The sequence below is a fragment of the Kitasatospora sp. NPDC059462 genome (assembly GCF_042749955.1).
Classification (GTDB): Bacteria; Actinomycetota; Actinomycetes; order Streptomycetales; family Streptomycetaceae; genus Kitasatospora.
The window spans coordinates 1-26,619 of sequence record NZ_JBHYUU010000120.1; the positions used below are offsets into that span (position 1 = coordinate 1).

Here is a 26,619-nt window from a genome sequence, read left to right on the forward strand (position 1 = left end):
CCCGCCCACCCCCGGGGGGTGCCGCCGAGCCCACTCGGACGCTTCGGCGCCCGCGACCTCGGTGACGTCGTCGGCCGGCGCCCGGGTGCCTCCGGGTGCCGGGCCGGCCCTGTCGGGGCGCGTTGACGTCACAGGCTTGTCGTGTTCATGAGCATAGGGCCGGTGGTCTGTACCAGGATGCTTGCGGGGGCGGATCCGGGCCTTCTTGGGCGTGCCGGTGCCCGCGCCCTTGACGAGGTCCAGGAGTGCGGCTTCCGCGGCCCGGACGCCGGGGCCGGACATCGGGGTTCCGTCCGGCGGACGGGGGCCTCGTCGGGCCCGGCGGCGTTCAGGCCCTGCCAGGTCAGGGTGGTCCGGACTTCGCTCCGCCCGGCCCCGGCCGGGCCGGCGGCCGCGGTGCCGAGGGCCCGCCCGCGTCGCTCCGGTGGATCCGCCCGGCGCCGGCCCCCGGCATCGATCCGTCGACGCCCCGTGCGAACGCCGTCCGGGCATGCCGACGCCGGCCGCAGGGGCGGCGGCCGATCTTCCGGTCGCGTACCGGGCCAGGTCGGTGCGGCCCGGCGCCTCGACGGTGACCGCTCCGGGCAGGGCGCCGGCCGCCGGGCGCGGCGGCATGCTTCACCCCGTCAAGCCTTGGCGCGATTCGAGCGCGCCACAGGCGCCGACGCGCGAATGCCCCGGGTGGCGCGCGGCGATCGCGGACTGTGTATAAGGTGAGGCTCACCTAATGCGATGCGGGAGTGTCGATGAGTTTCTCGGGTCAGCCGCCGGCTGTCAACAGGTTCGCCGAGACGCCCGCTGTCGCCGCGCCGGCCGCTGCCGCGGGCGCCGCCGTGTCCGCCGCGCCGCCTCCCGTGAACCCGCTGGACGCCGACTACCGGTGGCTGCTGGACCTCTGCCCGGTGCTCCGGGTGCGGCTGCTCGCGGCGGACGAGCCCGCCCCCGCCCGGGCGCAGGGCTGGTACTCCGCCACCGAACTGGCCGGGGACCCGGAGGCGCTGGCGCGGGCGCTGGCCGGCGAGGCCGCGCGGATCGCCCCGCTCGCCGCCGTGCACGGCACCGCCCCGCGCCCGCACGTGGCCGCCTCCCGGCTGCTGCACCACTACCTCTGGTCGGTCTGCGTGCTGATCGCCGGGCCGTGGTGGCGGGCCCGGCGGGTGCCCTCGATCGACGGCGCCGACCTGTGGCTGCACGCTCCCACCGGTGACCTCGCGCTCCGTCCGGGCGCCTGTGTCACCCGCCCCGGCGAGGACGAGCTGCGGGCCGAACTGCGCGCCGCCGTCGTCGCCCACGTCGAACCGCTGGTCACCGCCTTCGCCGCGCCCACCCGGCGCGGCACCCGCGCGCTGTGGGGCATGGTCACCGACGACCTCGCCGCGGCGATCTGGTACCTCGGCAAGCAGCTCGACGCCCGCGCCCCGGCCCCCGGCACCGGCCGGGAGGCCGCCGCGGTCGAGGCCGCCGGCGCCGTCCTGCCCGGGCGCACCGACCCGCTCCCCGGGGCGGCCGGCTTCCGGCGGCTGCGCGGCGAGGACGGCCGCACCCACCACACCCGGACCCGCCTCGGCTGCTGCCTGTACTACGCCGTCGAACCCGCCCGGGCCTGTCTCACCTGTCCGCGCACCGGGGACGAGGAGCGGCTGCGCAGGCTCTGACGGGCCCTCCGGCCGGGCGGGGAGGCGGCGGGGCGGCCGGGCGTGTGCCGGGGAGGCCGGAGTGCGGCGGGGCCCGGCGGGTAGGCTCGGCGCCCGTGATCGACTCCACCACCCATGTCCGGGTCGCGCGCCCCAGCCGGGACCTCGCCGCGGCCGAGCGCTTCTACGCCGACGGTCTCGGCCTCGCCGTCCTGTGGCGCGGCACCGCGCACGCCCCCGGCGAGCACGACCTGCTGATGGTCGGCCCCTCCGGCGGCGGCTGGCACTTCGAGCTCACCCGCGACCCGGACCACCCGGTCGAGCCGTCGCCCACCGTCGACGACCTCTTCGTCGTCTACCTCGGCGCGCCCGCCGACGAGGCCCTGGTGCGCCGCCTGGAGGAGGCCGGGGGCACCCGGGTGCCCGCCCACAACCCGTACTGGGACGAGCACGGCGTCACGGTGGCCGACCCGGACGGCTACCGGCTGGTGCTCTGCGCCCGCACCTGGAGCTCCTGACCGCGCGCTCCCGGCCGGGGTGCTCCCGGCCGCGCGCAGGGCCCTTGAGCAGCGCGCCGGCGCACCGCACGCACCGTCACTGCGGTGCGTGCCGTTCGTGCCGCTCGCGCTGCTCACGGACCCCCGGGCGCCGGAGCCCGGTCGTGCCTGACGACGGGTCAGAGCAGGATGTCGGCCAGCCGCTTGAGGTCGTCGCGGACCGACTCCCGCTCCTCGTCGGAGAGTTCTTCCGCGACGGCCCCGGCCCGCCGGGTGAACGCCTCGGCGCTCGCGCCGTCCGCGAGGCGGTGCGCCAGGTCGGCGCGCAGGGCCAGGATGCGGAACAGCAGCACCGGCGCCGGCGGGCCGTCCGGCAGCGAGAGCGCGCGGTCCAGCACCCGGGCGGCCGCGGCCGGGTCCTCCTTGGAGTCGGCGAACAGGGCCGCGTGGTGCAGCGCCTTGGCGAACGGCTCCTCGGGGGAAGGGCGGTGGCGCTGGTCGGCACGGATCGGCTGGCCGATCCGCAGGCAGTTGCCGCCGGGGTCGGTCACCAGGAACTGCCGTACGCCGTGCGAGGTGTCGCCGACCGGGCCGATCCGCGGCAGCCCGCGGGTCGGCACCCGCCCGTAGGCGGACCGCAGGCCCTCCTGGAACGCGGCGTGCAGGGCGTCCACGTCGTCCGTACGCACCAGGCAGGTGCTGTAGGAGGCGCCGGGGTCGTACTGCTTCATGCCGAAGAAGTGCAGTTGGATGGCGCCGCGCTGGACGACGGCGTAGGGATTGGGGCTCTTCTGATGGAGGGTCACCTCGAAGCCGAGCGCGGTGTAGAACTCGAGCACTGGTGGGAGGGCCTGACAGGGCAGGATCGGGACCGTCGATTCGACCATGCCCGCTGACTTTACCCCTGGTTGACCGCGAATCGGACGCTTCCGGTCAGATGTCGACCCCGGGAACGCGGCGGCCGTGGGCGAGGAGCAGGAGTTCCTGGGCCGGCCGGGCGACGGTCCGGGGGCCGCCCGCGTACGACCAGTCGAGATCGGTGGCGCGCAGGGCGGCACCGTCCAGGCGGGCCCCGAAGAACCGCAGGGTGCGCGGGGTGATGCCGTCGAGCAGCATCCGCAGCCGCTCGGGCGGCACCTGGCGGCCGAGGCCGAGGGCGACGGTGATGTCCAGGCCGTGCACGACGTCGTGCCCCAGCGCGGCGGTGAGGCCGCCGACCGGCGGCATCCACGGATGGTCGGCGTTGTCCCGCATCGCGGAGGCGAGTTGGGCCCCGGTGAGCCCGGCGGCATCGCGGCGGGCGAAGCGGTCGGTCATCCGGTGCAGGCTGCCGCGCGAGCGGACCAGCTCGACGGCGATCCGCGGGAGCCGGTGGCGGAAGCCCATGCTCAGGTGCGCGGCCACCTCGCGTGCTCGCCAACCCGCGCACAGCGAGGGCGAGTTCCACTGCTCGAAGGACAGCGTGTCCAGGACGTCGGCGAGTTCGCGGCGCTCGGCGGCGATCGCGGCGCGCAACTCGGCGGTGTGGTACGGGCGGGAGTCGTTCTGCATGATCACCAGGCTGCGGGACGAAGCGGCCAGAAGTCCAAGAGCTGGTTCTTCTGGTCCCTAGAATCACCGGTTATGGAGCTTCGGCAGTTGCAGTACCTGGTGGCGGTGGTCGAGGAGGGCGGATTCACCCGGGCGGCCGAGCGCCTGCACCTCGCGCAACCCGGGATCAGCGCGCAGATCCGACGGCTGGAGCGCGAGTTGGGCCAGCGACTGCTCGACCGCACCGGACGCACGGTCACCCCGACCGAGGCGGGGGAGGCCGTCCTGCCGTACGCCCGGGCGGCGCTCGCGGCCGTCGAGGGCGCGCGGCAGACCGCGCAGGCCCACGCCGGGCTGCTGACGGGACAGGTCGCGGTCGGCATGGTGGCGGGCGTCGCGGGCGGCCCCGTGCCCGCCGGGACGCCCGACCTCGCCGCACTGCTCGCCGACTTCCACACCGAGCACCCCGGCGTGGAGATCTCGCTGCGCGAATCGACCTCGGAACGCATGCTCACCGCCGTGCGGCGCGGCGAACTCGACCTCGCGCTGGTCGGCCTGGAGACCGCCGGAGCGCCGCCCGGCCTCGCCCTCCACCTGGTCGTCGACCTGCCGCTGGTCGCCGCGATCGCCCCGGGCCACCCGCTCGCCGCCGACCCCGGACCGCTCCCGGTCGCGGCCCTCGCCGGCCACCCGCTGATCGGACTGCCGCCCGGCACCGGCCTGCGCGGCGCGCTCGAACAGGCCTGCGCCGAGGCGGGCGTCCGGCCGCGCGTCGCCTTCGAGGCCTCCACCCCGGCGCTGCTCGCCCGGCTCGCCGCCCGCGGCCTCGGCGTCGCCGTCCTGCCGCGGCCGGCCCCGGACGGCGCCCCCGGTCTGCGTCTGCGCCGGCTGACCGGCCCCGAACCGCGGGGCCGGGTCGCCCTGGTCTGGCCCGCCGCGGGCCCGGCCCGGCCCGCCGCCCGCGCCCTGCTCGCCCGGCTGCGGGCGGCCGTCGACGCGGCCGGGCCGCTCACGCCGTCAGACGCTTGACCATCACCCGCTCCGGTCCGCCGGAGCCGTGCGCGTCGACGAACCCGTGCCGCCGGTACAGCGCGACGGCGGCCGTGTTGCCCGGCAGCACCCCGAGCCGCAACCACGCGCTGCCCCGGCGCCGCGCCCACCCCTCGACGGCGCCCAGCAGCCCGTCCCCGACCCCGCGCCCCCGGGCCCGCGGCCCCACCCACACCGACCGCAGCTCGCTCACCGCGCCCGCGTCAGGACCGGCTCCCGGAACCCCGCCCGCGAGCCCGGCCGGCCGCCCGTCCGCGCCGACGGCCACCACGTGCAGGGCGTCCGTCCGCGCGAACCGGGCCCGCCACTCCTGCTCGCCCCCCGCGGACCAGTCCGCCGGCCGCGCCGTGAACGCGTACGGCGCGTCCGCCAGTGCCGCGAGCCGCGCGTCCCGCCACAGCGGCCAGTCGGCCGGATCGGCAGGCGTCAGGACGCGGAGCACGAACCCCGCGCCGCCGGTCCCCTGCGGCGTCCCGCGCATCCCGTGCCCGTCGATCTCCATCGCCCCCCGGCGGCGCACACGTCCGAGCCCCGGGCCGCCCCCGTGGTCGCGTTCCACCGCACCTCCCATTCTGCGGCGGCCGCCACGCTTCGCGGGAGGGCGGCGCGGCTTCGCGGTGGACGCCCGGGTGCGGGCGTCCGCCTGACGGGCCGACGGGGACTGTCGGTGGTGCGTGCAAGGATCACCGGCATGACGGAGCAGACGTTCGACTGGCGGTCCTTCCTCGTGCGCTGGAGCGAGGAGTGGGCGGGGGCGTGCCCCGGCCCGGAGGAGCTCCGGGCCGGGGACGAGGAGGCCTGGCGGGCGCGCTGGCTGGGGTTCGACGGGGCTCCGGCCGACCGCCTCGCGGCGGCGGAGACGGAGCTCGGGTGCGCGCTGCCGCCGTCCTACCGGGAGTTCCTCGCGGTGAGCGACGGGTGGCGGCACGCCGGGGGCTTCGTGTACCGGCTGGCCGGGACGGACGGTGCGCGGTGGCACCGGGACGCCTACGGGCTCAGCGAGTACGACGACGAGGACGGGACGCAGGGCATGTGGGAGCGGGCCCTGCAGCTGGACGTCGAGTCCGACGCGACGCTCGTCCTGCTCGACCCGGGCGACGTCGACACCGACGGGGAGTGGGCGGTGTACTGCCACGCCTCGTGGCGGGCCGCGCCGCCGGAGCGCCACCCGTCCTTCAAGGCGTTCATGCTGGCCATGCACCAGGAGTTCCACCGGCTCGCCGCCGACCGGCCCGTGGTGCCGTTCGTCAACGCCACCACCCGTGCGCTGGACGCGCGGGTCGAGGCCGCCCGGCTGGACGCCCTGGCGGGCGCGCACGAACGGGCGCAGGCCGCGCTGACCGAGGCCGTCGCGTTCGGGCGGCCGCGTGCGGCCGGCATGCTCGACCAGCTGCGCCGGTTCGAACGGCACTGGCCCGAGCCGACGTTCGGGGAGCTGCCGGGCGATCCCGGCTACCTCGGGGAGGTGGTGCCGGTGCTCGCGGCCCACCACGTGCGGAACGGGCACGACGCCGCGGTGTGGGGCTACAAGCTGCGGGTGGACGCCGGGGACCTGCGGACCGCGGCCGACGAGGTGCTCCGGCAGGTGCGCGGGCGCGCGTACCACTACCGGGCGGCCGGTCCGTTCGGCGAGGCCGTCGACCGGGCGCGGGAGCAGGCGCGCTGGGGTGCCACGGACGCCGCCTGGCGGATGCTGCGCGCCGCGCTGCCGCAGTGGACGCCGGTGGGGCCGGACCACCTCGCGCCCGTCGGGCTGCTCGCGGACACCCTGCTCGGGCCGCTGATCACGGCGGAGCGCGGGCGGGAGCTGCTGGCCACGCCGCGCGGCCTGCCCGGCGGAGCGGCGGGGGAGCCGGCGCGGGAGGAGCCGGGGGCCGGGGGCGACGGGCTCGCCTGGCTCGCCCTGGAGCCGCGCTCGGGCCGGCCCGAGCCGTACCGCTTCGTGCTGGTGGAAGGGGTGGCGCCGGACGCGCTGCCGGCCGTCCTCGCCGGGGAGGGGGCGGTGCTGGACGCGCCCGCGACCCGCTGGGAGGCCGACAGGGAGCGGTTCCGGGACGGGGCGCTCTTCTCCTCCGGGGGCCCGGCGGCCGCCCTCGTCGGCCACGCGGGCGGGGACGGCGGGGGCGGCTGGAGCTTCGCCTTCGAGGCGCGGACGTGGCCGGGGACGGCGGAGCAGCGCATCGCCACCCCGGCCGTGACGGCGTCCGGGCGGACGGGCGGGCGGGCCCTCGCCGTGTCCGTCGCGCCGGAGGAGGGCTTCTTCCACCTGTCGGTGGCCGAGGCCGGGCAGGAGCGGTACGGGTTCACGGTGCACGGCCCGGAGCTCGGCCGCAGCGGGGCGGCGCCGGTCCCGCCCGCGCTGGACCCGGACGGCCACTTCGGCCCGCACGCCCACGGCCGGCAGGGCGAGCACGGCCTGCTGACCGCGCTCGCCGCCGAGTTCGGGGTGGCGCTGCCCCGGTTCGCGCTCACCGAGGGGCGGCTGCACGCCTTCGCGGACCCCTCGTGGACGCCGACCCGGCTGCCGGGCGAGGCCTATTCGGAGGCGAGGATCGTGCTCACGGAGCCCCACCCGACGTCGGACAGCGCCCGGGAGGCACTCTCGGCGCTGCGGTCACGAACCGCCGGGGTCGTGCCGGGCGTCCCGGGGACGGCGGGGGTGCCGGACGGCCCGCCGGGGCGGCCGCCGGAGGCGCCGTGAGCACCGTCGGCTCGGGCAGGTCCGGCAGGTTCGGAGGGTCCGGCAGGTTCGGCGGGCTGTCCGGCGGGGCCGGTGGGGTCGGTGCGGTCGGGCCCGTCGGCTCCGGTGGAGTCCGGGTGGCGCCGCCGCTCCTCCCACTCCTCACGGAGCATGCCGAACAGCAGGCGGTCGTAGCGGACGCCGGCCACCAGCACGGCGGCCCGCCGGCGGCCCTCCTCGCGGAAGCCGAGCCGGGTGAACGCGCGGGCGGCGCGGGCGTTGCCGCTCCAGGTGTCCAGCTCCACGCGGTGCAGCGGGAACGCGCCGAACAGGTGGTCCACCAGCAGGCCGAGGGCCTCGGTGCCGTAGCCGCGGTCCCAGAACCTCCGCTCGCCGATGGCGACCCCGACCTCGGCGACGCCCTCGTACGGGTCGAAGCCCCGGTAGTCGACCAGCCCGATCGGACGCCCGCCGGCGGTCTCCTCGACGGTCAGCATCGCGGCCTCGCGCGGGTCGAGGCGCAGGATCCGCTCGAACCGCTCCGCCAGCGCCTCGGCGGTGACCGGCCCGAAGCGGGGATCCCCGGCCGCCGCCAGCCGGACGACCTCGGGGTCGTTGCGCCAGCGGAGCTGGTGCTCCGCGTCCCCGGCACGCAGGGCGCGAAGTCGTACTGTCCTACCTTCGATCATGAACGGATGGTAAGCCGGACGGCCCTCGGCCGGTGTGGTGACGGCGGATCCCGCTCAGCGATCTCAGCGATCTCGGCGGTCGGCGTGGTCGTGGCGGTCCTGGGGGCAACGATGCCGCCGCCGCCGTCCGCGCCGCGTCGCCGGAGCAGGGGCCCGCACCTCCGGCCCGGACCGTGGTCCCCTCAGCCGTCGGCCGCCGGCGGTCCGTCGCCGTCCTCCCGGTGCTCCCTGCGCTGACGGAGCAGCCGGTCGTACTCGGTGTGCACCCGGCGGTCCATCGCCAGGGCGAACTGGGCGTCGGTGACCGTCCGGGCGAGGGGCCGGATCCGCAGGACCTGCTCGGTCAGCCGGGCGGCCTCGCCGGGCGGCAGCGGGCCGTCGGCGGCGAGCGCGCCGAGGACGTGCTCGCGGGCCAGCGAGGTGAAGATCTCGGCGATCGCCGTCACGTGCTCCAGGGTCTGCCGGCTCGCCTCCAGTACCACCGAGAGCGGCACGCCCTCCGCGACCAGGGCCGTGGTGGCGTCCATCAGCCGCCGGCTGACGTGGGTGATGCCGTCCTCCTCGACCGTGATGAAGCCCTGCGCGAGGGACTCGGCGGTGTTCTCCTCGGTGAGCTCGTCGCCGAGGGCCGCCTTCAGGTCGTCCCAGCCGAGGTGGACCGGCGTCTCGTCGGACCACGGTGCGACGATCGCCGCCTCCAGACCGATCAGCTCGGCGACGTCCCGCCCGCTCTCGCCGGCGCCGATGAGCTCGGCGATGCCGCCCAGGGTGTGGCCGCGCTCCAGCAGTTCGGCGATCATCCGCAGCCGCGCGAGGTGGGCCTCGCCGTACCAGGCGATCCGGCCCTCCTTGCGGGGCGGCTGGAGCAGCTTGCGCTCACGGTAGAAACGCAGGGTGCGGGTGGTGATCCCGGCCGCTTCGGCCAGTTCCTCCACCCGGAACTCGCGTGGTCTGTCCTCGCCGGCGGTTTCTCCCTTGTCCACGGCGCTCAGCATAGGACCGGAGGAGAGGTCCTCCGATCGGGTCGGTCGGGCTTCTTCCCACGACTGTCAGCAAGGGCTACCCTGCCAACCGTGCCAGTGATTGCTGGCGCGGTTGGCGTGATCCGCGCCGCGCCGGGCAACGGCGACGCGCACCCCACGGCCCCCCACCTCCAGGAGGACGCCGCATGGCATCCAGCAGCAAGCGCCCCCGCCCCCGTGCGTCCGACGCGGACACCGCCGTCGCCGACACCCCCGCCGCCGCGACCGCCCCCGACCCGGCCGCGTCCACGGGCGGGCGGACCGGCGTGGCGGAGCCCGCCGAGGAGCAGCCCGTCCCGCACGTGCGGGTCGCCGTCATCGGCTCCGGCTTCGGCGGCCTCGGCGCGGGCGTCCGGCTGCGCCGTGCCGGCATCACCGACTTCGTCATCCTGGAGCGCGCCGACTCGGTCGGCGGCACCTGGCGCGACAACAGCTACCCCGGCTGCGCCTGCGACGTCCCCTCGCACCTCTACTCCTTCTCCTTCGCCCCCAACCCGGACTGGCCGCGCAGCTTCTCCGGCCAGCCGGACATCCGCGCCTACCTGGAGAAGGTCACCGACGTCTTCGGTCTCCGCCCCCACCTGCGGCTCGGCACCGAGGTCACCGAGGCCCGCTGGGACGTCGCGCGGACCCACTGGCGGATCACCACCACCGCCGGCCGCTGGACCGCCGACGCCGTCGTCTCCGCCGCCGGCCCGCTCGCCGACCCGCAGATCCCCGACCTGCCCGGCCTGGACACCTTCCCCGGCACGGTGTTCCACTCCTCCCGCTGGGACCACGACTTCGACCTCACGGGCAAGCGGGTCGCGATGGTCGGCACCGGCGCCTCCGCGGCCCAGATCATTCCGGCCATCCAGCCGACGGTGGGGAGGCTGACGGTCTTCCAGCGCACCCCTGCCTGGGTCCTGCCGCGCCGCGACCGGGCGGTCACCGAGCTGGAGAAGTGGCTGCACGGCCGGTTCCCGCTCACCGCCAAGATTCGCCGCGGCGCCCTGTTCGCGCTGCGCGAGCTCCAGGTGGACGCCTTCGTGCGGCGGCCCGGCCTGCTCAGGGCGGTCCAGCGGCTCGCCGAGCGGCACCTCGCGGAGGGCGTCGCCGACCCGGCCCTGCGCGCCCGGCTCACGCCCGACTACCGGATCGGCTGCAAGCGCATCCTGCTCAGCAACACCTACTACCCGGCGCTCGCCGCCGCCAACACGGAGGTGGTGCCCGGCGGTCTGCGCGAGGTGCGCGGCTCGACGCTGGTCGGCGCCGACGGCAGCGAGCACGAGGCGGACGCGATCGTCTTCGGCACCGGCTTCCACGTCACCGACATGCCCATGGGCTCCAGGGTGTTCGGCGTCAACGGCACCAGCTTCGCCGAGGAGTGGAAGGAGGGCATGGAGGCGCTGCGCGGCTCCACCGTGCACGGCTTCCCGAACTTCTTCTTCGTCATCGGCCCCAACACCGGCCTCGGCAACAGCTCGATGATCCTGATGATCGAGTCCCAGCTCAACTACATGATCGACGCGTTGACCACGCTGGACGAGATCGGCGCGAGCGCCATGCAGCCCACCGCCCGGGCGCAGCGCCGCTGGAACCTCGAACTCCAGCACCGGATGGACCGCACCGTCTGGACCAACGGCGGCTGCCGCAGCTGGTACCTGGACAGGAGCGGCAAGAACACCGTGCTCTGGCCGGGATCGACCACCTCCTTCCGCCGGGCCACCCGTAAGGTCGACCTCGGCGAATACGAACTGATTCTTCGTCAGGAGGGCCGACCGGGCCTTCCGGCGACCACCGCCGAGACCGGGGAGGTCCTGGTATGAGCCGCTCGTCGATCCCCGCCGACTGTCTGCCGCCCGTTCCCGCCGAGGAGTTGGCCGTGCTGTCGGCCGACGGGACCAGGCTGCACGTCGAGGTGCACGGGCAGCCCGGTGCCCCGACGGTCGTGCTCGCGCACGGCTGGACCTGTTCCACCGCCTTCTGGGCGCCGGTGATCCACCAGCTCGCGGACCGCTACCGGGTGGTGGCCTACGACCAGCGCGGCCACGGGCGCAGCGAGGTCCCGCCGAGCCGTGTGCGCTACTCCACCCGGGCGCTGGGCGAGGACCTCGCGGCGGTGCTCACCCGGGTCGTTCCGCCGGGGGAGCGGGCCGTGCTGGCCGGCCACAGCATGGGCGGGATGACCATCATGGCGGGCGCCGCCCGGGCCGAGGTCGCCGAGCGCACGGCGGCGGCGGTCCTGGTCTCCACCGGACCGTTCGACCTGGTCCGGGAGTTGAACGTGGTGCCGCGGGCGGTGCACTCCGGCGTGCGGTTCCTCCTGCACCGGGAGCTCATGCGCTCCCGGCTGCCGCTGGGGCCGGTCAATCCGCTCACCCGGGCCGGACTCGGCTACGCGATCATGGGGACGAGCGCCACCGCCGCCCGCACCGAGGTGGCGGTCCGGATGGTGCACGCCTGCCCGACCGCCGTGCGGGCCAACTGGGCCCGGGTGCTGGGCCGGCTGGACGTCCGCGCCGGGCTGGCCCGGCTCGCCGTGCCGACCTCGGTGGTGGTCGGCGCCGAGGACCGGCTCACCCCGCCGGTGCACGCGCACCGGATCGTCGCGGCGCTGGCCGATCCGCAGGGGCTGCTCCTGCTGCCGGGGGTCGGCCACATGGCGCCGATCGAGCGGCCGGCCGAGGTCGCCGCCGAGATCGACCGGATGGCGACCGCCCATCTCCCGGGCGGCCTCGCCGCCGACGCCACGACCGGCACCGATGCCCCGTCCGCCACCGACGCCACGACCGGCACCGACCCCGAGAGGACCGCCGTCGCATGACCGCCACCCCGCCGCTCTCCGCCCAGGTCGTCGTCGTCACCGGAGCCGCGCGCGGCGTCGGCGCCTCGCTGGCCCGCGCCCTCGCCCGCCGCGGCGCCAAGGTCGCGCTCCTCGGCCTGGAACCGGAGGAACTCAAGGCCGTGGCCGCCCAGTGCGGCCCGGACGCCACCGCCTGGGAGGCCGACGTCACCGACGTCGAGGCGCTCACCGCGCTCGCCGGGCGGATCAAGGAGCACTACGGCCGGGTCGACACCGTCGTCGCCAACGCGGGCATCGCGATCGGCGGCCCGCTGCTGCAGAACGACCACCGGGCGTTCAGCCGGGTGATCGAGGTCAACCTGCTGGGCAGCGTGGCGACCGCCCGGGCGTTCCTCCCGGTCCTCGCCGAGAGCCGCGGCTACCTGCTGCAGATCGCCTCGCTGGCCGCGCTCACCCCGGCGCCGCTGATGAGCGCCTACTGCGCGAGCAAGTCCGGGGTCGAGGCGTTCGCCCACGCGATCCGCGCCGAGGTCGCCCACGAGGGCGTCAAGGTCGGTGTGGGCTACCTGAGCTGGACCGACACCGACATGGTGCGCGGGGCCGACGAGGACGCGGTGCTCAAGCAGATGCGCTCCCGGCTGCCCTGGCCGGCGAACAAGACGTACCCGCTGGAACCGGCCGTGGACCGCCTGGTCGCCGGGATCGCCCGGCGCTCCGCCCACGTCTACGCCCAGGCCTGGCTGCGCGGCATGCAGCCGGTCCGCTGGGTCCTGCCGTCGCTGATCGCCGTGGTCGGTTCCCGGGACGTGGCCCGCCTCGCACCGCAACTCGCCGCCACCGCCGCCACCCGCCTCCGTGCGGTCGGTGCCGGGGGAGCCGCCGACACGGCTGCCCGCTCGGGGCGGCCCTGACGGGTGGCGGATGCCGCAATCCGTCGGCAGCCTTCCCGGGGCGACTCCTGGTCGCCTTGGGGGGAATGGTTGACACGGCTGCCCGCTCCGGGCAGTGCTGACGGGTGGCGGCCGGCTGCTGCGTCCTCACCCGTCGTCCGTCTCCTCGGACGGTCTCCCGTCGTGGTCGGCTTTCGGGGTGCGGCCCGCCTCGCACCGCAACTCGCCGCCACCGCCGCCACCCGCCTTCGTGCGGTCGGTGCCGGGGGAGCCGCCGACACGGCCGCCCGTTCGGGGCGGCCCTGACGGCCGGCGGATGCCGCAATCCGTCGGCGGCCTTCCGGGCCAACTCCCGTTCGCTGCGGGGGAACCGTTGACACGGCTGCCCGCTCCGGGCAGCACGGACGGGTTGCGGCCGGCGGGTGTCGCGACCCCGCCGGCCGTTGCGTCCTCAGCTGTCGTCCGTCTCCTCGGACGGCCTCCCGCCGTGGTCGGCTTTCGGGGTGTGGTCCGTTTCGCGTCGCTGCTCGTCGCGAGCTGGCTTCGTGCCGTCTGCCGCTGGGACGGCTGCCCGTTCGGGGCGGCGCCGACAAGTGGTGGCGGGGGGGCGTCGCGACCCCCGCCGGCCACCGGCCACCGCGTCCTCAGCCGTCGTCCGCCTCCCGGGCGAACCCCTTGAAGACGTCGTAGGCCGCCTGCGCGAAGTTCTCCCACCGGGTCGGGCCGGCGTTGCAGAGGGCGGCCACGGCGGTGGCGGTCTGCGGGCAGAATGCGATGAGCGCCGTGCAGCCGCGCGTGCCGCCGGAGTGGAAGAGCAGGTCGCGGCCGTCCTCGGTGCGCCGGTGGTTCCAGACCAGGCCGAGCTGGTCGCCCGAGCGCGGCAGCCTCAGCCGCGGCCGCTGCACCTCCCGCAGGGCGTCGCGCAGCGCGTCCCCGGCGGGGGCTCCGTCCGGCCGCAGATGGGCCCGCAGGTACCGCAGCAGGTCGGCGCCGCCGGCCCGGACGGCGCCCGCCCCCGGCAGGCCGGGGATGCGCCACGGTGGCAGCGGACGTCCGTGCCGGTGGCCGATCGCCCGGTGGGGCGGGTCGGGCGCGCAGGTGGTGGCCCGCAATCCGAGGGGTCGGCAGACCCGCTCGGCGAGCAGCTCCGGGTAGCCGGCGCCGCCGCCCGCCTCGGTGAGCAGCCGGCCGAGCAGCCCGACCCCGAAGTTGGAGTAGCCGAACCGCTCCCCGGGCCGGTGGCGCACGGTGGTCCGGGCGAGGCCCGCCCGCAGCTGCCGATCGCCGTAGGCGGCGTACGGGTTGCTGTTCCAGGCGGCGACGGCGCTGGCCACCAGTCCCGGCGGCAGCCTCGGCAGCCCGGAGGTGTGGGTGGCCAGGTGGAGCAGCCGGATCGGCCCGCCGCGCCGGACCTCGGGGGGCCGCCAGCCGGCCGGCAGGTGGCGTTCCACCGGGTCGTCGAGGGCGACGTCGCCGCGTGCGGCGAGTTCGGCGAGCAGCAGGGCGGTGAACGTCTTGCTGATGGAGCCGAGTTCGAAGACGGTGTCGGGCGTGCAGGGCTCGCCGGAGGTGTGGTCGACCCGCCCGGCGCACCGCACCGCCTGCCGTTCGCCCCGCGCCACGGCGAGCGTGACGGCGCTGGCGCCCGGTCCGGCGGCGCGGACCAGGCCGGCCAACTCCCTTTCCCCCCAGGGCCCGTCGTCCAACCGCGCGGGTTCTTCGAGGGTGATCACCTAGTTCTCCGGCGGCGTGCCGGGCGCCACCGCCGCCGGTACGCCCGCGGCCGCCCCGGTGGTGCCGCCGAGCGCGCGGGCCAGGGTGGTGGTGGCGGCGACCACGGCCACCACGGCGGTGTGCCCGTGGTCGGTGAGCAGTTGGGCCGGGTCCCCCTCCGTCGCCGTGTTGGCGTCCTTCGGCAGGAGCCCGTCGGGCAGTTGGGCGGAGGCCAGTGCGGCCCAGCCCGTCGTGCCCTGGTCGAGCTCGCCGATGCAGGCCGCGACGATGAGCAACTCGCCCACGAGGTCCCAGTGGCCGACCTCCTGCCACACGTCGAGCCAGGCCGGCAGCCAGTCCCGCAGGTACCCGCAGATGTGCGCGGGCAGGCACTCGGGGCGGGCGCCCCAGTCGGTGAGGTGGAAGACGGAGTGGGTGACGTAGTAGGCGGTGAGCCAGTCGATGATCCACGGCTCGGGCGTGGCGCCCAGCCAGGTGGCGGCGGCCAGTTCGTCCCAGTCCTCCAGCTGGTCCAGGCCGATCACGCGCCGGGCGTTGGCCGAGGCCAGGCGGCGGCTGGGGAGCTGTTCGGCGGCCCGCACGGAGTGCAGCCGGTTCAGCGTCGCCAGCTGTTCCTCCAGGGCCCGGTGGCGGAAGCCGGCCCGCGCGAAGTGGACGTAGACCTCCAGCGGGTCGGTCATCAGCGGGTAGCGCAGCTGCCGGTCGTAGAGCAGGTCCCCCTCGCGCAGTTCGGCCCAGGCGAGGTCGATGATCTGGCGGGCGATCCGCGTGTCGTCGGCGCCGGCGACCCCCTCGCGCAGCAGCAGGCCGGTGGCCAGGGCGACTTCGCCGAGCGGCTTGTAGATCTCGTTGGGGTTGGCGAGGTCGGTGGTGACGTCCTCCTGGAAGCCGCCGAGGCCGTTGGCGTAGAAGGAGTGCAGCCAGCGCAGCGATCTCGATCCGACCTGCTGGGCGACGCCGATGATCTGACTGTCCGTCATGCCGCTGCTCCGTCCGGGGAGTCGCCGTCCTGGCCGCGGTCCGGCGGTCCGGCGGTCCGGCCGGGCGCCCCGGCGGACGGCGTCGGGGTCGCGGTGGGGGAGGCCGTGGAGGCCGTGGTGCCGGGGCCCGCCAGGCCTTCGGTGATGGCGAGTTCGAGCCACATGCGGGTGCTGCCGTCGCCGACCGCGCGGATCCGGTCCAGGACGGGGCCGAGGTCCAGGTGCGCCGCCGCGCCGTCCGCCTCGGTCCAGGCCAGCCAGCGGGCGAGCCGGGCGGCGGTGCGGTAGTCGCGGCGGAGCATGGAGCGCACGACGCCGCGGGCCAGCGTCAGCGAGTGGCGGCGGGCGAGTTCGTGCACGGGGCCGTCGAGGCGGGGCAGGGCGAGGGCGGAGAGCCGGGCCATGTCCACGGACCACCGAGGCCAGTCGCCCGGCGTCGGTTCCGGGGGGCGGAGCGGGTCGGGGCCCGGGACCGGGCCGGGGCGGCCCGCCAGCGCGACGAGCTGCGCAGTGGTCCGGTCCCGCCAGGCGTTGGCGAGCGCGGCGCCCGTCGCGTCCGGGCCCGCCGCGGCGGCGTTGCCGGGCGCGGGGGAGGCCCCGCCCATCGGGAAGGTTTCGAGGGCCTCGGCCGCGGCGTCGGCGGTCGGGCCGTCCAGGGGCAGCCCGGCGAGCAACTGGGCGGCGAAGAGGTCGGGCCCCAGGACCCGCACCGCGGCCGACTCTGCTCGGGACAGCGGGCCTTCGGCGGGGAGGGGGCCCTCGGGCGCCGCGTGGGCGGGCCCGGCGGCGCCCGGGGCGGACCGGCGGGTGGGCGCGGCCGGGTCCCCGGCGCCGCGGAGGGCGTCGAGGACCCGGCCCGCCACTCGCTCGACGGCCGCCGCGTACTCGTCGCGGAGTGTGGTGTCGGCGAACGGCATGGAGTGGGATTCTCCTGTCTGGAGCGTGCTCAGGACCTCCGGGACCGGCCGGCGGCCCGGCCGGTGTGCGACCGGGTCGACCGGGTCCAGGGGTCTACCGGGTCTTCTCCTTGGGCTGCTTCTGCGGAGAGAGCAGGAGGAGTCCGAGCAGCAGGAGCAGGCCTGCGGCTTCGGGCTGGTACGTGGGCGCGTCGCTGACGGCCGCCTCGTCCTCCGTGATCAACGTACCGAGGGTGTCGATCTCGGCCTGGGTGGCGAGCGGAGCCCGCGTGGTACGGGTGGTCTGAGCAAGCATCTGAGTGCCTCCTCATCGAAGTTCCACCGCCTGGTCCGGCGATGCCCCCTCGATCGACGATACGAGCACGAACCGACCGGCGCCACCCCTGTACGCTCCGTCACCGCGGTCACGGAGGGGCACCGCGGCGCGGCGCACCGGAAGCACCGGGCTGTCGCGGATACCCGGGAGTAGGTACGGTCGCTGCATGACCACTGCCTTGATCACCGGCGCGACCGCCGGCATCGGAGCCGCGTTCGCGCGCCGGCTCGCGCGGAGCGGCTACGGGCTCGTCCTGGTGGCCCGGGACGGCGAGCGGCTGGAACGTTCCGCCGCGGAATTGCGGGACGGCTTCGGGGTGGAGGTGGAGGTGCTCGGCGCGGACCTCGCCACCGACCGGGGGATCGCGGACGTCGAGGCCCGGCTGTCCGACGCCGACCGCCCGGTGGACCTCCTGGTGAACAACGCCGGCTTCGGCAACCGGGGCGCGTTCTCCACCGTGCCGCTGCAGGACGAGCTGGACATGCTGAAGGTGCACGTCGAGGCGGTGCTGCGGCTGACCACGGCCGCCCTGCCGGGGATGCGCGAACGCGGTCGCGGCGCGGTCGTCAACGTGGCCTCGGTGGCGGCGTTCCTGCCGCGCGGCACCTACGGGGCCAGCAAGGCGTGGGTGGTGAGCTTCACCCAGGGCGTGATGCGCGACCTCGGCGGCACCGGGGTGCGGCTGATGGCGCTCTGCCCGGGCTTCACCCGCACCGAGTTCCACCAGCGGGCCGGCATGGGCACCGGCAACATCCCGGCCTGGGGGTGGCTGTCCGCGGAGCGCGTGGTCGACGAGGCGATGCGCGACCTGGCCCGGGGCCGTTCCGTCTCGGTGCCGAGCAAGCGCTACAAGCTGGCGGTGGCGCTCGCCCGGGTGCTGCCGTCCGGCAAGCTCGGCGGGCTCTCCTCCAAGGCGGCCCGCACCTACCGCACCACCTGAGCCGGGCCCCGGCCCCGGACGGGCGGTGCCGGGCGGGGGCGAAGGGCCGCGGGCATGGGCGGACGGGCCCGGTCGGGGCGGAGGGTGTCCGAACGGCATCGCAGAGGGCATCTCACTATTAGCTTTGCTAACTATGAGCCTCTCTCGTTATGCTGGCGATCGCCCGACCGCCCACCCGCCGCCGGCGCGCGCCCCCGGGCGCCGCGCCCGCCCGGCCGTCCGAGGGAGGCTGCCCGCCCGTGCGCCCCGAAGGCATCCAGTGGACCCCGCCCGCCCGCGCCGAGGACGACCCGCGCCCGCCGACCCAGTGGCGCCGCATCCTCGCGCTCTTCCGCCCCTACTCGGGCCGGCTCGCCGTCGTCGGCCTGCTGGTCGCCGCCTCCGCCGTGGTCTCGGTGACCACGCCGTTCCTGCTGCGCGCCGTCCTCGACACCGCCATCCCGCAGGGCCGCACCGGACTGCTGACCGTCCTGGTGCTCGGCATGGTCGGCACCGCCGTGGTCAACAGCATCTTCAGCGTGCTGCAGACGCTGATCTCCACCACCGTCGGCCAGCGGGTCATGCACGACCTGCGCACCGCCGTCTACGGCCACCTCCAGCGGATGTCGCTGGCGTTCTTCACCCGCACCCGCACCGGCGAGGTGCAGTCCCGGATCGCCAACGACATCGGCGGCATGCAGTCCACCGTGACCTCCACCGCCACCTCGCTGGTCTCCAACTTCACCGCCGTGACCGCCTCGGTGGTTGCCATGGCGGCGCTGGACTGGCGGCTGACCGTGGTCTCGCTGCTGCTCCTGCCGGTGTTCGTGTGGATCAGCCGCCGGGTCGGCAACGAGCGCAAGAAGATCACCGGTGAGCGGCAGAAGCAGCTCGCCGCGATGAGCGCGGCGGTGCAGGAGTCGCTCTCGGTCAGCGGCATCCTGCTCGGCCGCACCATGGGCCGCTCCGGCTCGCTCTCGCGCGAGTTCACCGCCCAGTCCGAGCGGCTGGCCGAGCTGGAGGTGCGCTCCTCGATGGCCGGGCGCTGGCGGATGAACACCATCCAGATCGTGATGGCCGCGATGCCCGCGGTGATCTACTGGGCGGCCGGCATGACCGCGGCCGGCGGCGCCCCGATCGTCTCGATCGGCACCCTGGTCGCCTTCGTCTCGCTGCAGCAGGGCCTGTTCCGCCCGACCGTCAGCCTGCTCGCCACCGGCGTCCAGGTGCAGACCTCGCTGGCGCTGTTCCAGCGGATCTTCGAGTACCTCGACCTGACCGTGGAGATCGACGAGCCCGCACGCCCCGTCACCCTGGACGCCGTGCGCGGCGAGGTCCGCTTCGAGGGCGTCGACTTCCGCTACGACCCGCAGCAGGAGCGGCCCACCCTGGCCGGGGTGGACCTGCGGATCCCGGCCGGCGGTTCGCTCGCGGTGGTCGGCGAGACCGGCTCGGGGAAGACCACGCTCAGCTACCTGGTGCCCCGGCTCTACGACGTCACCGGCGGCCGGGTCACCCTCGACGGGGTCGACGTGCGCGAGCTGTCCTTCGACACCCTCGCCCGCGCGGTGGGCGTGGTCTCCCAGGAGACCTACCTCTTCCACGCTTCGGTCGCCGACAACCTGCGCTTCGCCAAGCCGGACGCCACCGACGAGGAACTCGTCGCCGCCGCCCGGGCCGCGCGGATCCACGACACCGTCGCCGCCCTGCCGGACGGCTACGACACCCTGGTCGGGGAGCGCGGCTACCGCTTCTCGGGAGGGGAGAAGCAGCGCCTCGCGCTCGCCCGCACCATCCTGCGCAACCCGCCGGTGCTGATCCTCGACGAGGCCACCAGCGCGCTGGACAACAGCACCGAACGCGCCGTCCAGGAGGCCATCGACACCCTCGCGGCGGGCCGCACCACCATCACCATCGCGCACCGGCTCTCCACCGTGCGCGCGGCGGACCAGATCGCCGTCCTGGACCGCGGCGAGGTCGCCGAACTCGGCACCCACGAGGAACTGCTGGCGGCGGACGGCCGCTACGCCGCGCTGCTGCGCCGGGAGGCCCCGGCAGCGGCGGCCGCCGTGGCCGTCGCGCCCTGACGGCCGCGGGGCCGCCGGGCCCCGGCGGCCGGGGCCGCGGCCGGGTCAGGCGGCCTTGGGGACCTCGTTGTACGTCCCCACGACCTCCTGGCCGGAGAGCTGCTGGATCGCCGCCATCACCTCGTCGGTGACCTGGCGGCGGGCCTTGAGCGACCGGGCCTGGCCGTGCAGGTCGTCGAAGTGCAGCGGCTCGCCGAAACGGACCGTCACCTTCTTCAGCCTCGGCAGCCGCTTGCCGACCGGCAGGATCCCCTCCGGGCCCTCCAGGGCCACCGGCACCACCGGGACGCCGGCCGTCAGGGCCAGCCAGGCCACGCCGGTCTTGCCGCGGTAGAGCCGGCCGTCCAGCGAGCGGGTGCCCTCGGGGTAGATGCCGAACGCCTTGCCGTCCTCCAGGATCTCCAGCGCCCGCTCCAGCGAGGCCTGCGCGGAGCGGTAGGTGCCGCGCTCGACCGGTACCGCGCCGATCCCCTGGAAGAAGCCGCGGGACAGCGCGCCCTTGAGCCCGGTGCCGGTGAAGTACTCGGCCTTGGCCAGGAAGTGCACCCGGCGCGGCGCGGTGAGCGGGATCACCACGCTGTCGATGAAGGAGAGGTGATTGCTGGCCAGGATCACGCCGCCCTTGCGCGGCACGTTCTCCATGCCCTCGATGGCGGGTCGCCAGAGCCCCCGGGCGAGCGGTTTCAGTACCAGCCTGGTGACGAGATCGAGCATGGTCCCTCCCTGGACGAGCATGCCCGAGAGGTGCCCGGGCCTGGGGTTACGACGAGCGGCGTTCGGTCGGCCCGGCCGGGCCGGGAACAGAACCGCAGACTACGACACCCACCCCGGACGCCGTCCACTCCCGGCGGCCGTGGCGCTCACCACGGCCGGGTAGGGTACGGCCGTCGGAAATGCACATCAGCAGTTGATCATCCCTGGGAGGGCCCATGGCAGACGTCGAGGACATCCGCGCGGCGTTCGACAAGTACGACGTGAACGGCGACGGCCGGATCACCGCCACCGAGTACGCGCTGGTCGCGCGTGAGCTCGGCGACCTGACCACCTCGATCGCCGTGGCCGAGGCCGTCATCAAGACGATGGACACCAACCACGACGGCGAGCTGACCTTCGACGAGTTCCTGGCCGCGCGCCAGGGCTGACGCGGGTCGGACGGGGCCCGGGGAACACCCCCGGAGCCCCGTCCTCGCGTCCGGCCGCCTCAGCCGGTGGTCGGGAACACCCGGCGGACCACCCGCTCCGCCGCCCCGCCGTCGTCCCACGGGCAGAACCGCTTGCGGAACTCCGCCCGCGCGGCCGGCTCCGGGTCCCCGGCCAGCAGCGCCGCCGCCAGCCCCTGGAGATCCGTCGTCACCGCGCCCGGCGGCTGCTCGAACAGGTCGAAGTAGACGCCCCGGTCCCGCTTGTACTCCTCCCAGTCCGGCGCGAAGATCACCACCGGCCGGTCCAGCACGGCGTAGTCGAACATCATCGACGAGTAGTCCGTGACCAGCACGTCCGCCGCCAGGTAGAGGTCCTCCACGGTGGGGTGCGCCGACACGTCCAGGATCCGCGCCGCGCCCTGCTGCTCCGTCAGGTCGCCGGTGCCGCCGGTGTGGAAGTAGTGGGTGCGCACGAGCAGGGTGAAGTCCGGTCCCAGCCGCCGCGCCAGCTCCCGCACGTCCAGCAGCGGCACGTAACCGCCGCGCGCCTCCCGGTGGGTGGGCGCGTACAGCACGGCGGTGGTGCCGGGCGCCAGCCCGAACCGCTCGCGCATCGCCGCCGTCCCGGCCGGCGTCGCGTTGGCGAGCCGGTCGTTGCGCGGGTAGCCGGTGTCCAGCATCTCGTAGCGGCCGGGGAAGGCGCGGGCGAAGTGCTCGCTGGTGTGCGGGTTCGAGGAGACCAGGAAGTCCCAGCGGTCGACGGCCTCCTGGAGCCGGTCGAAGTCCATCCCGTCGGCGGCCACCGGGTGGTCCCTGAGGTCCATGCCCATCGCCTTGAGCGGCGTGCCGTGCTGCGTCTGGACGTGCACCGTGCCCGGCCGCTTGACCATGGTGCGCGGGAAATTGACGTTGTTCACGAAGTACTTGGCCGTGGCCATCGTCTTCAGGTACGCCGGGGTGTTGACGATGACGTACGGCACGCCCTCCGGCAGCGTCGCCGCCTGCGTGCGGTTCTCCACCACCCAGACGCCGCGGATCCCGGGCGCCAGCTCCTTGGCCTTCTCGTAGATCGCGGCCGGGCTGCACGCGTAGCCGCGGTGCCAGTACGCGGCGTACACCGCCAGGCCGGGGTCCAGCGGCATCCGCCGGAAGGCGTTGTAGGCGGTGAACCGGGCGCTGCTGCGCACGCCCTTCTTCAGGGCCGGCGCCACCGCCCGCGCTCCGCGCTTGAGTTCGCGCGGCAGCCGCCCGGTGCGGCGCAGCTCCGTGTACGCGCGCCGGGCGCCGCGCGCCGCGAGCCGGTACTGCACCCCGCGCACGCCCCCGGGGAAGCGGTAGCCGGCCGGGCGGTGCCGGGCGAAGTGCCCGGCGATCCGGCGGAAGAACTCGGGGCGCAGCGCCACCGGGACCAGCCCCGGGGTGTCGTAGACGGTGAGCGCCTGCTGCACCGTCCGCTCGAAGACCAGCGTGCGCAGCGCCTCCGGGACGGGCCGGCCGGGGCGGTCGGGCCGGTCGAGGAAGGCGAAGATCGCGTCGTACTGGGCGAAGGCGTCGGCGTGCTTGGCGGAGGCGGTGCTGGTGATCGCCCCGGCCCGCCCGCGTCGGTAGAAGTAGCAGGGGCGGTCGAGGTGGCGCAGCCGCTCGGCGGCGAGCAGCGCGGGGTAGGTGACCGAGATGTCCTCGTAGTAGCCGCGGCCGAAGGAGACGCCGAGGCCGAGCAGGAACTCCCGGCGGAACACCTTGTTCCAGACCGACATCACGGTCTTGAACAGCGCGGGGTGCTCGGCCAGCGTGCAGCCCTCGATCAGCGGGGAGCCGGTCAGCACGTGCCGCCACGGGTTGGGCTCGGTGCCGCCGTCGGGGTAGACGTGGGTGAAGTCGGTGAGCAGGACGTCGGCGGGGGCCTCGCCGCGTTCGGCGCGCTCCGTCTCCGCGCCGAGTTCGTCGAGCAGGGCGGTCACCGTGCCCTCGGGCACCCAGTCGTCGCTGTCGACGAACCAGACGTACGTGCCGCGGGTCTCGGGGAGGGCGGCGGTGCGGGCGCCGCCGAGGCCCTGGTTCTCGGGGGGGTGCAGGACGCGCAGGCGCGGGTCGCGGGACGCGTACTCGTCCAGGATCGCGCCGCAGCGGTCGGGGGAGCGGTCGTCGACCGCGATCACCTCGAAGCGGGACTCACCGGCGGGGGTGTCCGCCAGGAGGGAGTCGAGGCAGCGCGGCAGGAAGCGCTCCACGCCGTGGACCGGGAGCACGATGCTGAGGAGGACTGGCACGCTGGCCGAGTCTACCGAGGCGGCGCAAGGGCGGAACCCGCAGGTCCGCGGCGCAGGAGCCGCCGGTGCCGGACCCCGTGCGGGGTGGCACCGGCAGCCTGGCGGCGGCCCGGCCGACCCTCTACGGCCGGCCACCCGTCCGAGCACCGCCCGAGCCTGGCCGCCGCAGCGTCGAGGCGACCTGGCAGTAGGCACGGGGGAGCCGGAGTCTTCATCAGTCGAACACGTCGGTGAGCGCGGCTCGCGCCCGCGTGGTCGCTACGAATACTGCTTGGAGTCAGGGTCCGCGTCAATCCCTCGTCTGTGTTCACTTCCTAAACGGATAGTCGTATCGACCTCGAACGGGTGCCGCAGCTTGCGAGGGGCGCCCGACGGGCGCTCGTCAGGCGCCGAACGGGCGCGGGGCGTGACAGTGCGGTGACTCCGCGCTCCCGGCGCGCGCCTTTCCGGCGGGCGCCGGGGAAGTGCCCCGGCGAACCCGCTGACGATTGCCCGGTCGTGCACCATCATTGATGCCTAGTCGTGATCGCCCGGGCGGCCCCTGGTGCGGTGTCAGTTGACGCCGCACGGTACGGTGGCAGCACACCGGGACGGTTGCGCGAAGACCGTCTGTCGCGGATAGTCTTCGCCTCACGGCCCTGGCGCCTCGTAGGGGTGGGAAATCAGATGGAACACATGCAAGTGCGGAACCGGCCCCGCGTGCCGGCGATCCAGTGCGGTGTCGGCACGACCGGCCGCCGGATCGACCGGCACCTGGCCGTGCTCGGCGCGCCCGCACTCCCGGCGGTGGACACCGCCGAGGCGCTCGGCTTGATAAGGGAGCTGACGCCGCGCGGTGTCGGCGCCCCGACCGCGCCGCCGCGCCGCCACGCCCGGGTCAGGCTGCTGGCGCCGCTGCGCCGGCTGCGCCGCGGCCTCTTCGGCGGGCGCGGGCGCGGCTGAGGGGCCGACCGGCCCCGGGGCGCACCGCCGCCCTCCGCGCCCGACCGCACCGACCCGACGGATCCACGCGACCGTCGGGTCTTCGGCATGCCCCGGGGCAGGGTCGTCCCCGACCCCCGGAATTGGTCTGAACCTCTCAGGGTACGACGACTTGCCCCACCGGCACGGGGAGTCGGCGAGGCTGGTCGGACCGCCCCCGGACGTGGGCGAGGATGGCGCCATGGCGGACCACATCCACACCTCCCCCCACTCCCCGTCCTTCCGGACCGAGACCATCGAGATCACCACCGGCAGCCGTGAGGTCGCACTCGACATCACCGACCGCTGCGCCCGGTTCCTCGACGAGCACGCCGTCGGGCGGGACGGCCTGCTCAACGTCTTCGTCCCGCACGCCACGGCCGGGATCGCCGTCCTGGAGACCGGCTCCGGCAGTGACGCCGACCTGCTCGCCGCCCTGCGCGAGCTGTTGCCGGCCGACGACCGCTGGCAGCACCGGCACGGCAGCCCGGGACACGGCCGCGACCACGTCGTCCCCGGCCTCGTCGCCCCGCACGCCACCCTGCCGGTGATCGACGGACGGCTCGCGCTGGGCGTCTGGCAGTCGGTGGTCCTCGTCGACACCAACGGCGACAACCCGCGCCGCACGGTCCGGTTCTCCTTCCTGGGCTGACCACCGTGCCGGGCCGACCACCGCTCCCGGGGGCCTCCCCGGCGGCCGCGGCCCGCAGGACGGCGCTGAGGTACCGCTCGATCGCCAGGTACTGGCAGAGCGCGGCCACCGGACGGCCGAGCCGGGCGTACCAGGCGGCGAGGCGGGAGAAGGCGCTCACCTCGAACCACACCTCGCCCGCCGCGTCCATGGACACCACGAAGGACTCCTCGCCGCACTCCGGGTGCCCCGGCAGCGTCCCGTAGGCGAAGCCGATCCGGTCCGGCTCCTCCACCGTCCACACCACCCGGCACGGGATCACCAGCCGGGGCCACCGGGTGCCGGGCAGGGCGAGCCGCAGCAGCACCGTCGCCCCCGTCGCGGCCGGCGCGTACGGGTGGACGGCGAAGCCGGTGCCCAGCTGGCAGCCCCAGCCGAGGACGAACCGCCCGGCGCGCTCCAGGACCTCCGGACCGTGCCCGAGGTGGACCCGCCGCCGCAGGTGCGCATAGCCCGCCGGCAGCCGGGCGCCCCGGGTGGCGCCCACCTCGCGGTAGCCGGGCGCGGCGGCCCGGGCGGCGAGCAGCCGCCGCTCCAGGGCGGACGACGGCCGGGCGGTGCGCCGCGCACCGGGGGCGCCGGGGGCGGGGGCAGGGCCGTCGGTGCGGGTGCCGTCGGTGCCGGTGGCGGTGCCGTCCGTGTCGATCTCGGCGTCGACCTCGATGTCGGGGGAGTCGGGCATGCCGCCACCGTAGCGGCCGCCCCGGAGCGCGCCTTGCGCCGGGCCCGGCCGAGGAGTAGAGAGGGCCCCATGAGCGAAACAGCCGTGAACGACAGGGTCCTCCCCGGCACCCCGGAGCACGACGGCAGCACGGTGACCGACCAGGTCTGCGCCCTCGCCCCGGGCGACGGCGAGGCCGTGGCGGGCCTGCTGCCCGACCCGGACCTCACCGGCCCGCGCGCGGACTGCGTGCTGTGCGGCGAGCCGACCGAACTGCCCGCCGACCACCCGGGCAGCACCCTGTGCCCCGTCTGCACCTGGCAGCAGGCCCAGCGGATCGCCTGCTCCGGCTGACGGGCCCGCTCCGGCCGGCGGGCCCGGCCACGGCCCGGCCCGCCCGGTCGAGGTCCGCCCGGTCGAGGGCGCCGCGCGGCCCGGTCACGGCCGGCGTCAGGCGTCCTCCCGCCCCGCCAGGGCCAGCGTCGAGCCGTGCCGCCCCTTGCGGACCAGCAACTGGGCCGGGATCCGGCTGCGCAGATCGGCGACGTGGCTGACGATGCCGACCGCGCGGTCCCGCTCGCGCAGACCGTCGAGGACGTCCATCACCTCCTCCAGGGTGTGTTCGTCGAGGCTGCCGAAGCCCTCGTCGATGAACAGCGTGTCCAGCGGCATCCCCCCGGCCTCGTCGGTGACCACGTCGGCCAGGCCGAGCGCCAGCGCCAGCGAGGCGAAGAAGCTCTCGCCGCCGGAGAGCGTCGCGGTGTCGCGCTCGGTGCCGGTCCAGGCGTCCACCACCCGCAGCGCCAGCCCCGAGCGCTTGTTGCCGGTGCCCCGGTCGTCGCTGTGGACGAGGGTGTAGCGGCCGCCGGACATCCGGACCAGGCGGTCGCTGGCCGCCGCCGCCACCTGCTCCAGCCGCGCCGCCAGGACGTACGACTCCAGGCGCATCCGGAGCCGGTTGTCGGCCGAGGTCCCGGCCGCCAGCGCCGCCAGCCGGCCGATCCGCGCGGACCGGTCCAGCTCGGGCGCGAGCGAGCGGGCCAGCTCGGCCAGCTGCCGCCCGATCCCGGCGAGCGCCTCGCACCGCGCCCGGGCCGCGTCCCGCGCCGCGTGGGCGGCCCGCAGCCGGTCGGTGGCGGCGGCGAGCGCGGCGCGGGTTCCCGGC

At 75.7% G+C, this 26,619-nt stretch carries 24 protein-coding genes and 2 pseudogenes; 13 read left to right on the forward strand and 13 right to left on the reverse strand.

Annotation, left to right across the window (positions count from 1 at the left end):
• The first annotated feature begins 746 nt into the window (after nt 1-746).
• Entirely contained in the window at nt 747-1,655 is a 909-nt protein-coding gene (locus tag ACFXAM_RS26070; RefSeq protein ID WP_380294662.1) for a (2Fe-2S)-binding protein, read from the forward strand.
• A gap of 95 nt (nt 1,656-1,750) precedes the next feature.
• On the forward strand, nt 1,751-2,152 hold the full coding sequence (locus ACFXAM_RS26075; protein WP_380294663.1) for a VOC family protein: 402 nt from the start codon (nt 1,751-1,753) through the stop codon (nt 2,150-2,152).
• A 158-nt stretch (nt 2,153-2,310) separates the two neighbouring features.
• Here the strand turns inward: ACFXAM_RS26075 and ACFXAM_RS26080 are convergent, their stop codons facing one another.
• Together ACFXAM_RS26080 and ACFXAM_RS26085 are read right to left on the reverse strand one after the other, a co-directional pair.
• Nucleotides 2,311-3,018 (reverse strand): bleomycin resistance protein, encoded by a 708-nt coding sequence (locus ACFXAM_RS26080; RefSeq protein ID WP_380294664.1) that lies wholly within the window; start codon nt 3,016-3,018, stop codon nt 2,311-2,313.
• Between the two features lie 46 nt (nt 3,019-3,064).
• On the reverse strand, nt 3,065-3,682 hold the full coding sequence (locus ACFXAM_RS26085; protein WP_380294665.1) for a maleylpyruvate isomerase family mycothiol-dependent enzyme: 618 nt from the start codon (nt 3,680-3,682) through the stop codon (nt 3,065-3,067).
• Between the two features lie 72 nt (nt 3,683-3,754).
• Here ACFXAM_RS26085 and ACFXAM_RS26090 point away from each other — a divergent pair, with 72 nt between their 5' ends.
• Nucleotides 3,755-4,690, forward strand: a complete 936-nt coding sequence (locus ACFXAM_RS26090; RefSeq protein WP_380294666.1) for a LysR family transcriptional regulator — start codon at nt 3,755-3,757, stop codon at nt 4,688-4,690.
• Here ACFXAM_RS26090 and ACFXAM_RS26095 read toward each other — a convergent pair.
• Nucleotides 4,671-5,192 carry a GNAT family N-acetyltransferase gene (locus tag ACFXAM_RS26095; protein WP_380294684.1) on the reverse strand — a complete coding sequence of 174 codons (522 nt, stop codon included), beginning with the start codon at nt 5,190-5,192 and terminating at the stop codon, nt 4,671-4,673. The genes ACFXAM_RS26090 and ACFXAM_RS26095 overlap by 20 nt on opposite strands.
• Nucleotides 5,193-5,402: 210 nt before the next feature.
• Between ACFXAM_RS26095 and ACFXAM_RS26100 the strand changes: the two genes are divergently transcribed.
• Nucleotides 5,403-7,412, forward strand: a complete 2,010-nt coding sequence (locus ACFXAM_RS26100) for an SMI1/KNR4 family protein (RefSeq protein WP_380294667.1) — start codon at nt 5,403-5,405, stop codon at nt 7,410-7,412.
• Nucleotides 7,413-7,585: 173 nt separating this feature from the next.
• Here ACFXAM_RS26100 and ACFXAM_RS26105 read toward each other — a convergent pair.
• Together ACFXAM_RS26105 and ACFXAM_RS26110 are read right to left on the reverse strand one after the other, a co-directional pair.
• Nucleotides 7,586-8,080: pseudogene (locus tag ACFXAM_RS26105) on the reverse strand (GNAT family N-acetyltransferase); the annotation flags it as partial.
• Nucleotides 8,081-8,262: 182 nt separating this feature from the next.
• The gene (locus tag ACFXAM_RS26110; protein WP_380294668.1) at nt 8,263-9,075 is read right to left on the reverse strand and encodes a MerR family transcriptional regulator; all 813 of its coding nucleotides are present in this window, start codon (nt 9,073-9,075) and stop codon (nt 8,263-8,265) included.
• A gap of 173 nt (nt 9,076-9,248) precedes the next feature.
• Here ACFXAM_RS26110 and ACFXAM_RS26115 point away from each other — a divergent pair, with 173 nt between their 5' ends.
• The 3 genes from ACFXAM_RS26115 to ACFXAM_RS26125 are packed head-to-tail and all read left to right on the forward strand — an operon-like array spanning nt 9,249 to nt 12,798.
• Complete coding sequence (locus ACFXAM_RS26115; protein WP_380294669.1) at nt 9,249-10,910, forward strand: flavin-containing monooxygenase; 1,662 nt, start codon at nt 9,249-9,251, stop codon at nt 10,908-10,910.
• The gene (locus tag ACFXAM_RS26120) at nt 10,907-11,908 is read left to right on the forward strand and encodes an alpha/beta fold hydrolase (RefSeq protein ID WP_380294670.1); all 1,002 of its coding nucleotides are present in this window, start codon (nt 10,907-10,909) and stop codon (nt 11,906-11,908) included. Before ACFXAM_RS26115 ends, ACFXAM_RS26120 begins: the two co-directional genes overlap by 4 nt.
• On the forward strand, nt 11,905-12,798 hold the full coding sequence (locus tag ACFXAM_RS26125; protein ID WP_380294671.1) for an SDR family oxidoreductase: 894 nt from the start codon (nt 11,905-11,907) through the stop codon (nt 12,796-12,798). The genes ACFXAM_RS26120 and ACFXAM_RS26125 overlap by 4 nt, the downstream gene beginning before the upstream one ends.
• Nucleotides 12,799-13,421: 623 nt before the next feature.
• Here ACFXAM_RS26125 and ACFXAM_RS26130 read toward each other — a convergent pair.
• The 4 genes from ACFXAM_RS26130 to ACFXAM_RS26145 form a co-directional block, all read right to left on the reverse strand.
• Entirely contained in the window at nt 13,422-14,510 is a 1,089-nt protein-coding gene (locus tag ACFXAM_RS26130) for a serine hydrolase domain-containing protein (RefSeq protein ID WP_380294672.1), read from the reverse strand.
• Nucleotides 14,511-15,491: a DUF6895 family protein gene (locus ACFXAM_RS26135; protein WP_380294673.1), complete on the reverse strand. Its 981-nt coding sequence runs from the start codon at nt 15,489-15,491 to the stop codon at nt 14,511-14,513.
• Nucleotides 15,488-16,408 carry a hypothetical protein gene (locus ACFXAM_RS26140; protein ID WP_380294674.1) on the reverse strand — a complete coding sequence of 307 codons (921 nt, stop codon included), beginning with the start codon at nt 16,406-16,408 and terminating at the stop codon, nt 15,488-15,490. The genes ACFXAM_RS26135 and ACFXAM_RS26140 overlap by 4 nt, the downstream gene beginning before the upstream one ends.
• A 94-nt stretch (nt 16,409-16,502) precedes the next feature.
• Entirely contained in the window at nt 16,503-16,703 is a 201-nt protein-coding gene (locus ACFXAM_RS26145; protein ID WP_355365744.1) for a hypothetical protein, read from the reverse strand.
• A gap of 187 nt (nt 16,704-16,890) precedes the next feature.
• Here ACFXAM_RS26145 and ACFXAM_RS26150 point away from each other — a divergent pair, with 187 nt between their 5' ends.
• Both ACFXAM_RS26150 and ACFXAM_RS26155 read left to right on the forward strand, forming a co-directional pair.
• Nucleotides 16,891-17,664, forward strand: a complete 774-nt coding sequence (locus ACFXAM_RS26150) for an SDR family NAD(P)-dependent oxidoreductase (protein ID WP_380294675.1) — start codon at nt 16,891-16,893, stop codon at nt 17,662-17,664.
• Nucleotides 17,665-17,903: 239 nt separating this feature from the next.
• Nucleotides 17,904-19,730: an ABC transporter ATP-binding protein gene (locus ACFXAM_RS26155; RefSeq protein WP_380294676.1), complete on the forward strand. Its 1,827-nt coding sequence runs from the start codon at nt 17,904-17,906 to the stop codon at nt 19,728-19,730.
• A 45-nt stretch (nt 19,731-19,775) separates the two neighbouring features.
• Here the strand turns inward: ACFXAM_RS26155 and ACFXAM_RS26160 are convergent, their stop codons facing one another.
• Nucleotides 19,776-20,444 carry a lysophospholipid acyltransferase family protein gene (locus ACFXAM_RS26160; RefSeq protein WP_380294677.1) on the reverse strand — a complete coding sequence of 223 codons (669 nt, stop codon included), beginning with the start codon at nt 20,442-20,444 and terminating at the stop codon, nt 19,776-19,778.
• Between the two features lie 215 nt (nt 20,445-20,659).
• On the opposite strand from ACFXAM_RS26160, the gene ACFXAM_RS26165 reads away from it, so the two are divergent.
• Nucleotides 20,660-20,872 carry an EF-hand domain-containing protein gene (locus tag ACFXAM_RS26165; RefSeq protein WP_380294678.1) on the forward strand — a complete coding sequence of 71 codons (213 nt, stop codon included), beginning with the start codon at nt 20,660-20,662 and terminating at the stop codon, nt 20,870-20,872.
• 59 nt (nt 20,873-20,931) lie between these two features.
• Here ACFXAM_RS26165 and ACFXAM_RS26170 read toward each other — a convergent pair whose 3' ends face one another.
• The gene (locus ACFXAM_RS26170) at nt 20,932-23,142 is read right to left on the reverse strand and encodes a CDP-glycerol glycerophosphotransferase family protein (RefSeq protein ID WP_380294679.1); all 2,211 of its coding nucleotides are present in this window, start codon (nt 23,140-23,142) and stop codon (nt 20,932-20,934) included.
• A 666-nt stretch (nt 23,143-23,808) separates the two neighbouring features.
• Here ACFXAM_RS26170 and ACFXAM_RS26175 point away from each other — a divergent pair.
• Both ACFXAM_RS26175 and ACFXAM_RS26180 read left to right on the forward strand, forming a co-directional pair.
• Nucleotides 23,809-24,084 (forward strand): hypothetical protein, encoded by a 276-nt coding sequence (locus ACFXAM_RS26175; RefSeq protein ID WP_380294680.1) that lies wholly within the window; start codon nt 23,809-23,811, stop codon nt 24,082-24,084.
• Between the two features lie 220 nt (nt 24,085-24,304).
• Nucleotides 24,305-24,754, forward strand: a complete 450-nt coding sequence (locus ACFXAM_RS26180; RefSeq protein ID WP_380294681.1) for a secondary thiamine-phosphate synthase enzyme YjbQ — start codon at nt 24,305-24,307, stop codon at nt 24,752-24,754.
• A 124-nt stretch (nt 24,755-24,878) separates the two neighbouring features.
• On the opposite strand, the pseudogene ACFXAM_RS26185 reads toward ACFXAM_RS26180, so the two are convergent.
• A pseudogene (locus tag ACFXAM_RS26185) lies at nt 24,879-25,475 on the reverse strand (DUF1990 family protein); the annotation flags it as partial.
• Nucleotides 25,476-25,544: 69 nt separating this feature from the next.
• Between ACFXAM_RS26185 and ACFXAM_RS26190 the strand changes: the two are divergent.
• On the forward strand, nt 25,545-25,808 hold the full coding sequence (locus ACFXAM_RS26190) for a hypothetical protein (protein WP_380294682.1): 264 nt from the start codon (nt 25,545-25,547) through the stop codon (nt 25,806-25,808).
• 96 nt (nt 25,809-25,904) lie between these two features.
• Here the strand turns inward: ACFXAM_RS26190 and ACFXAM_RS26195 are convergent.
• Nucleotides 25,905-26,619, reverse strand: a 715-nt coding sequence (locus tag ACFXAM_RS26195; protein ID WP_380294683.1) for an SbcC/MukB-like Walker B domain-containing protein, incomplete at its 5' end; no start/stop codon positions are given.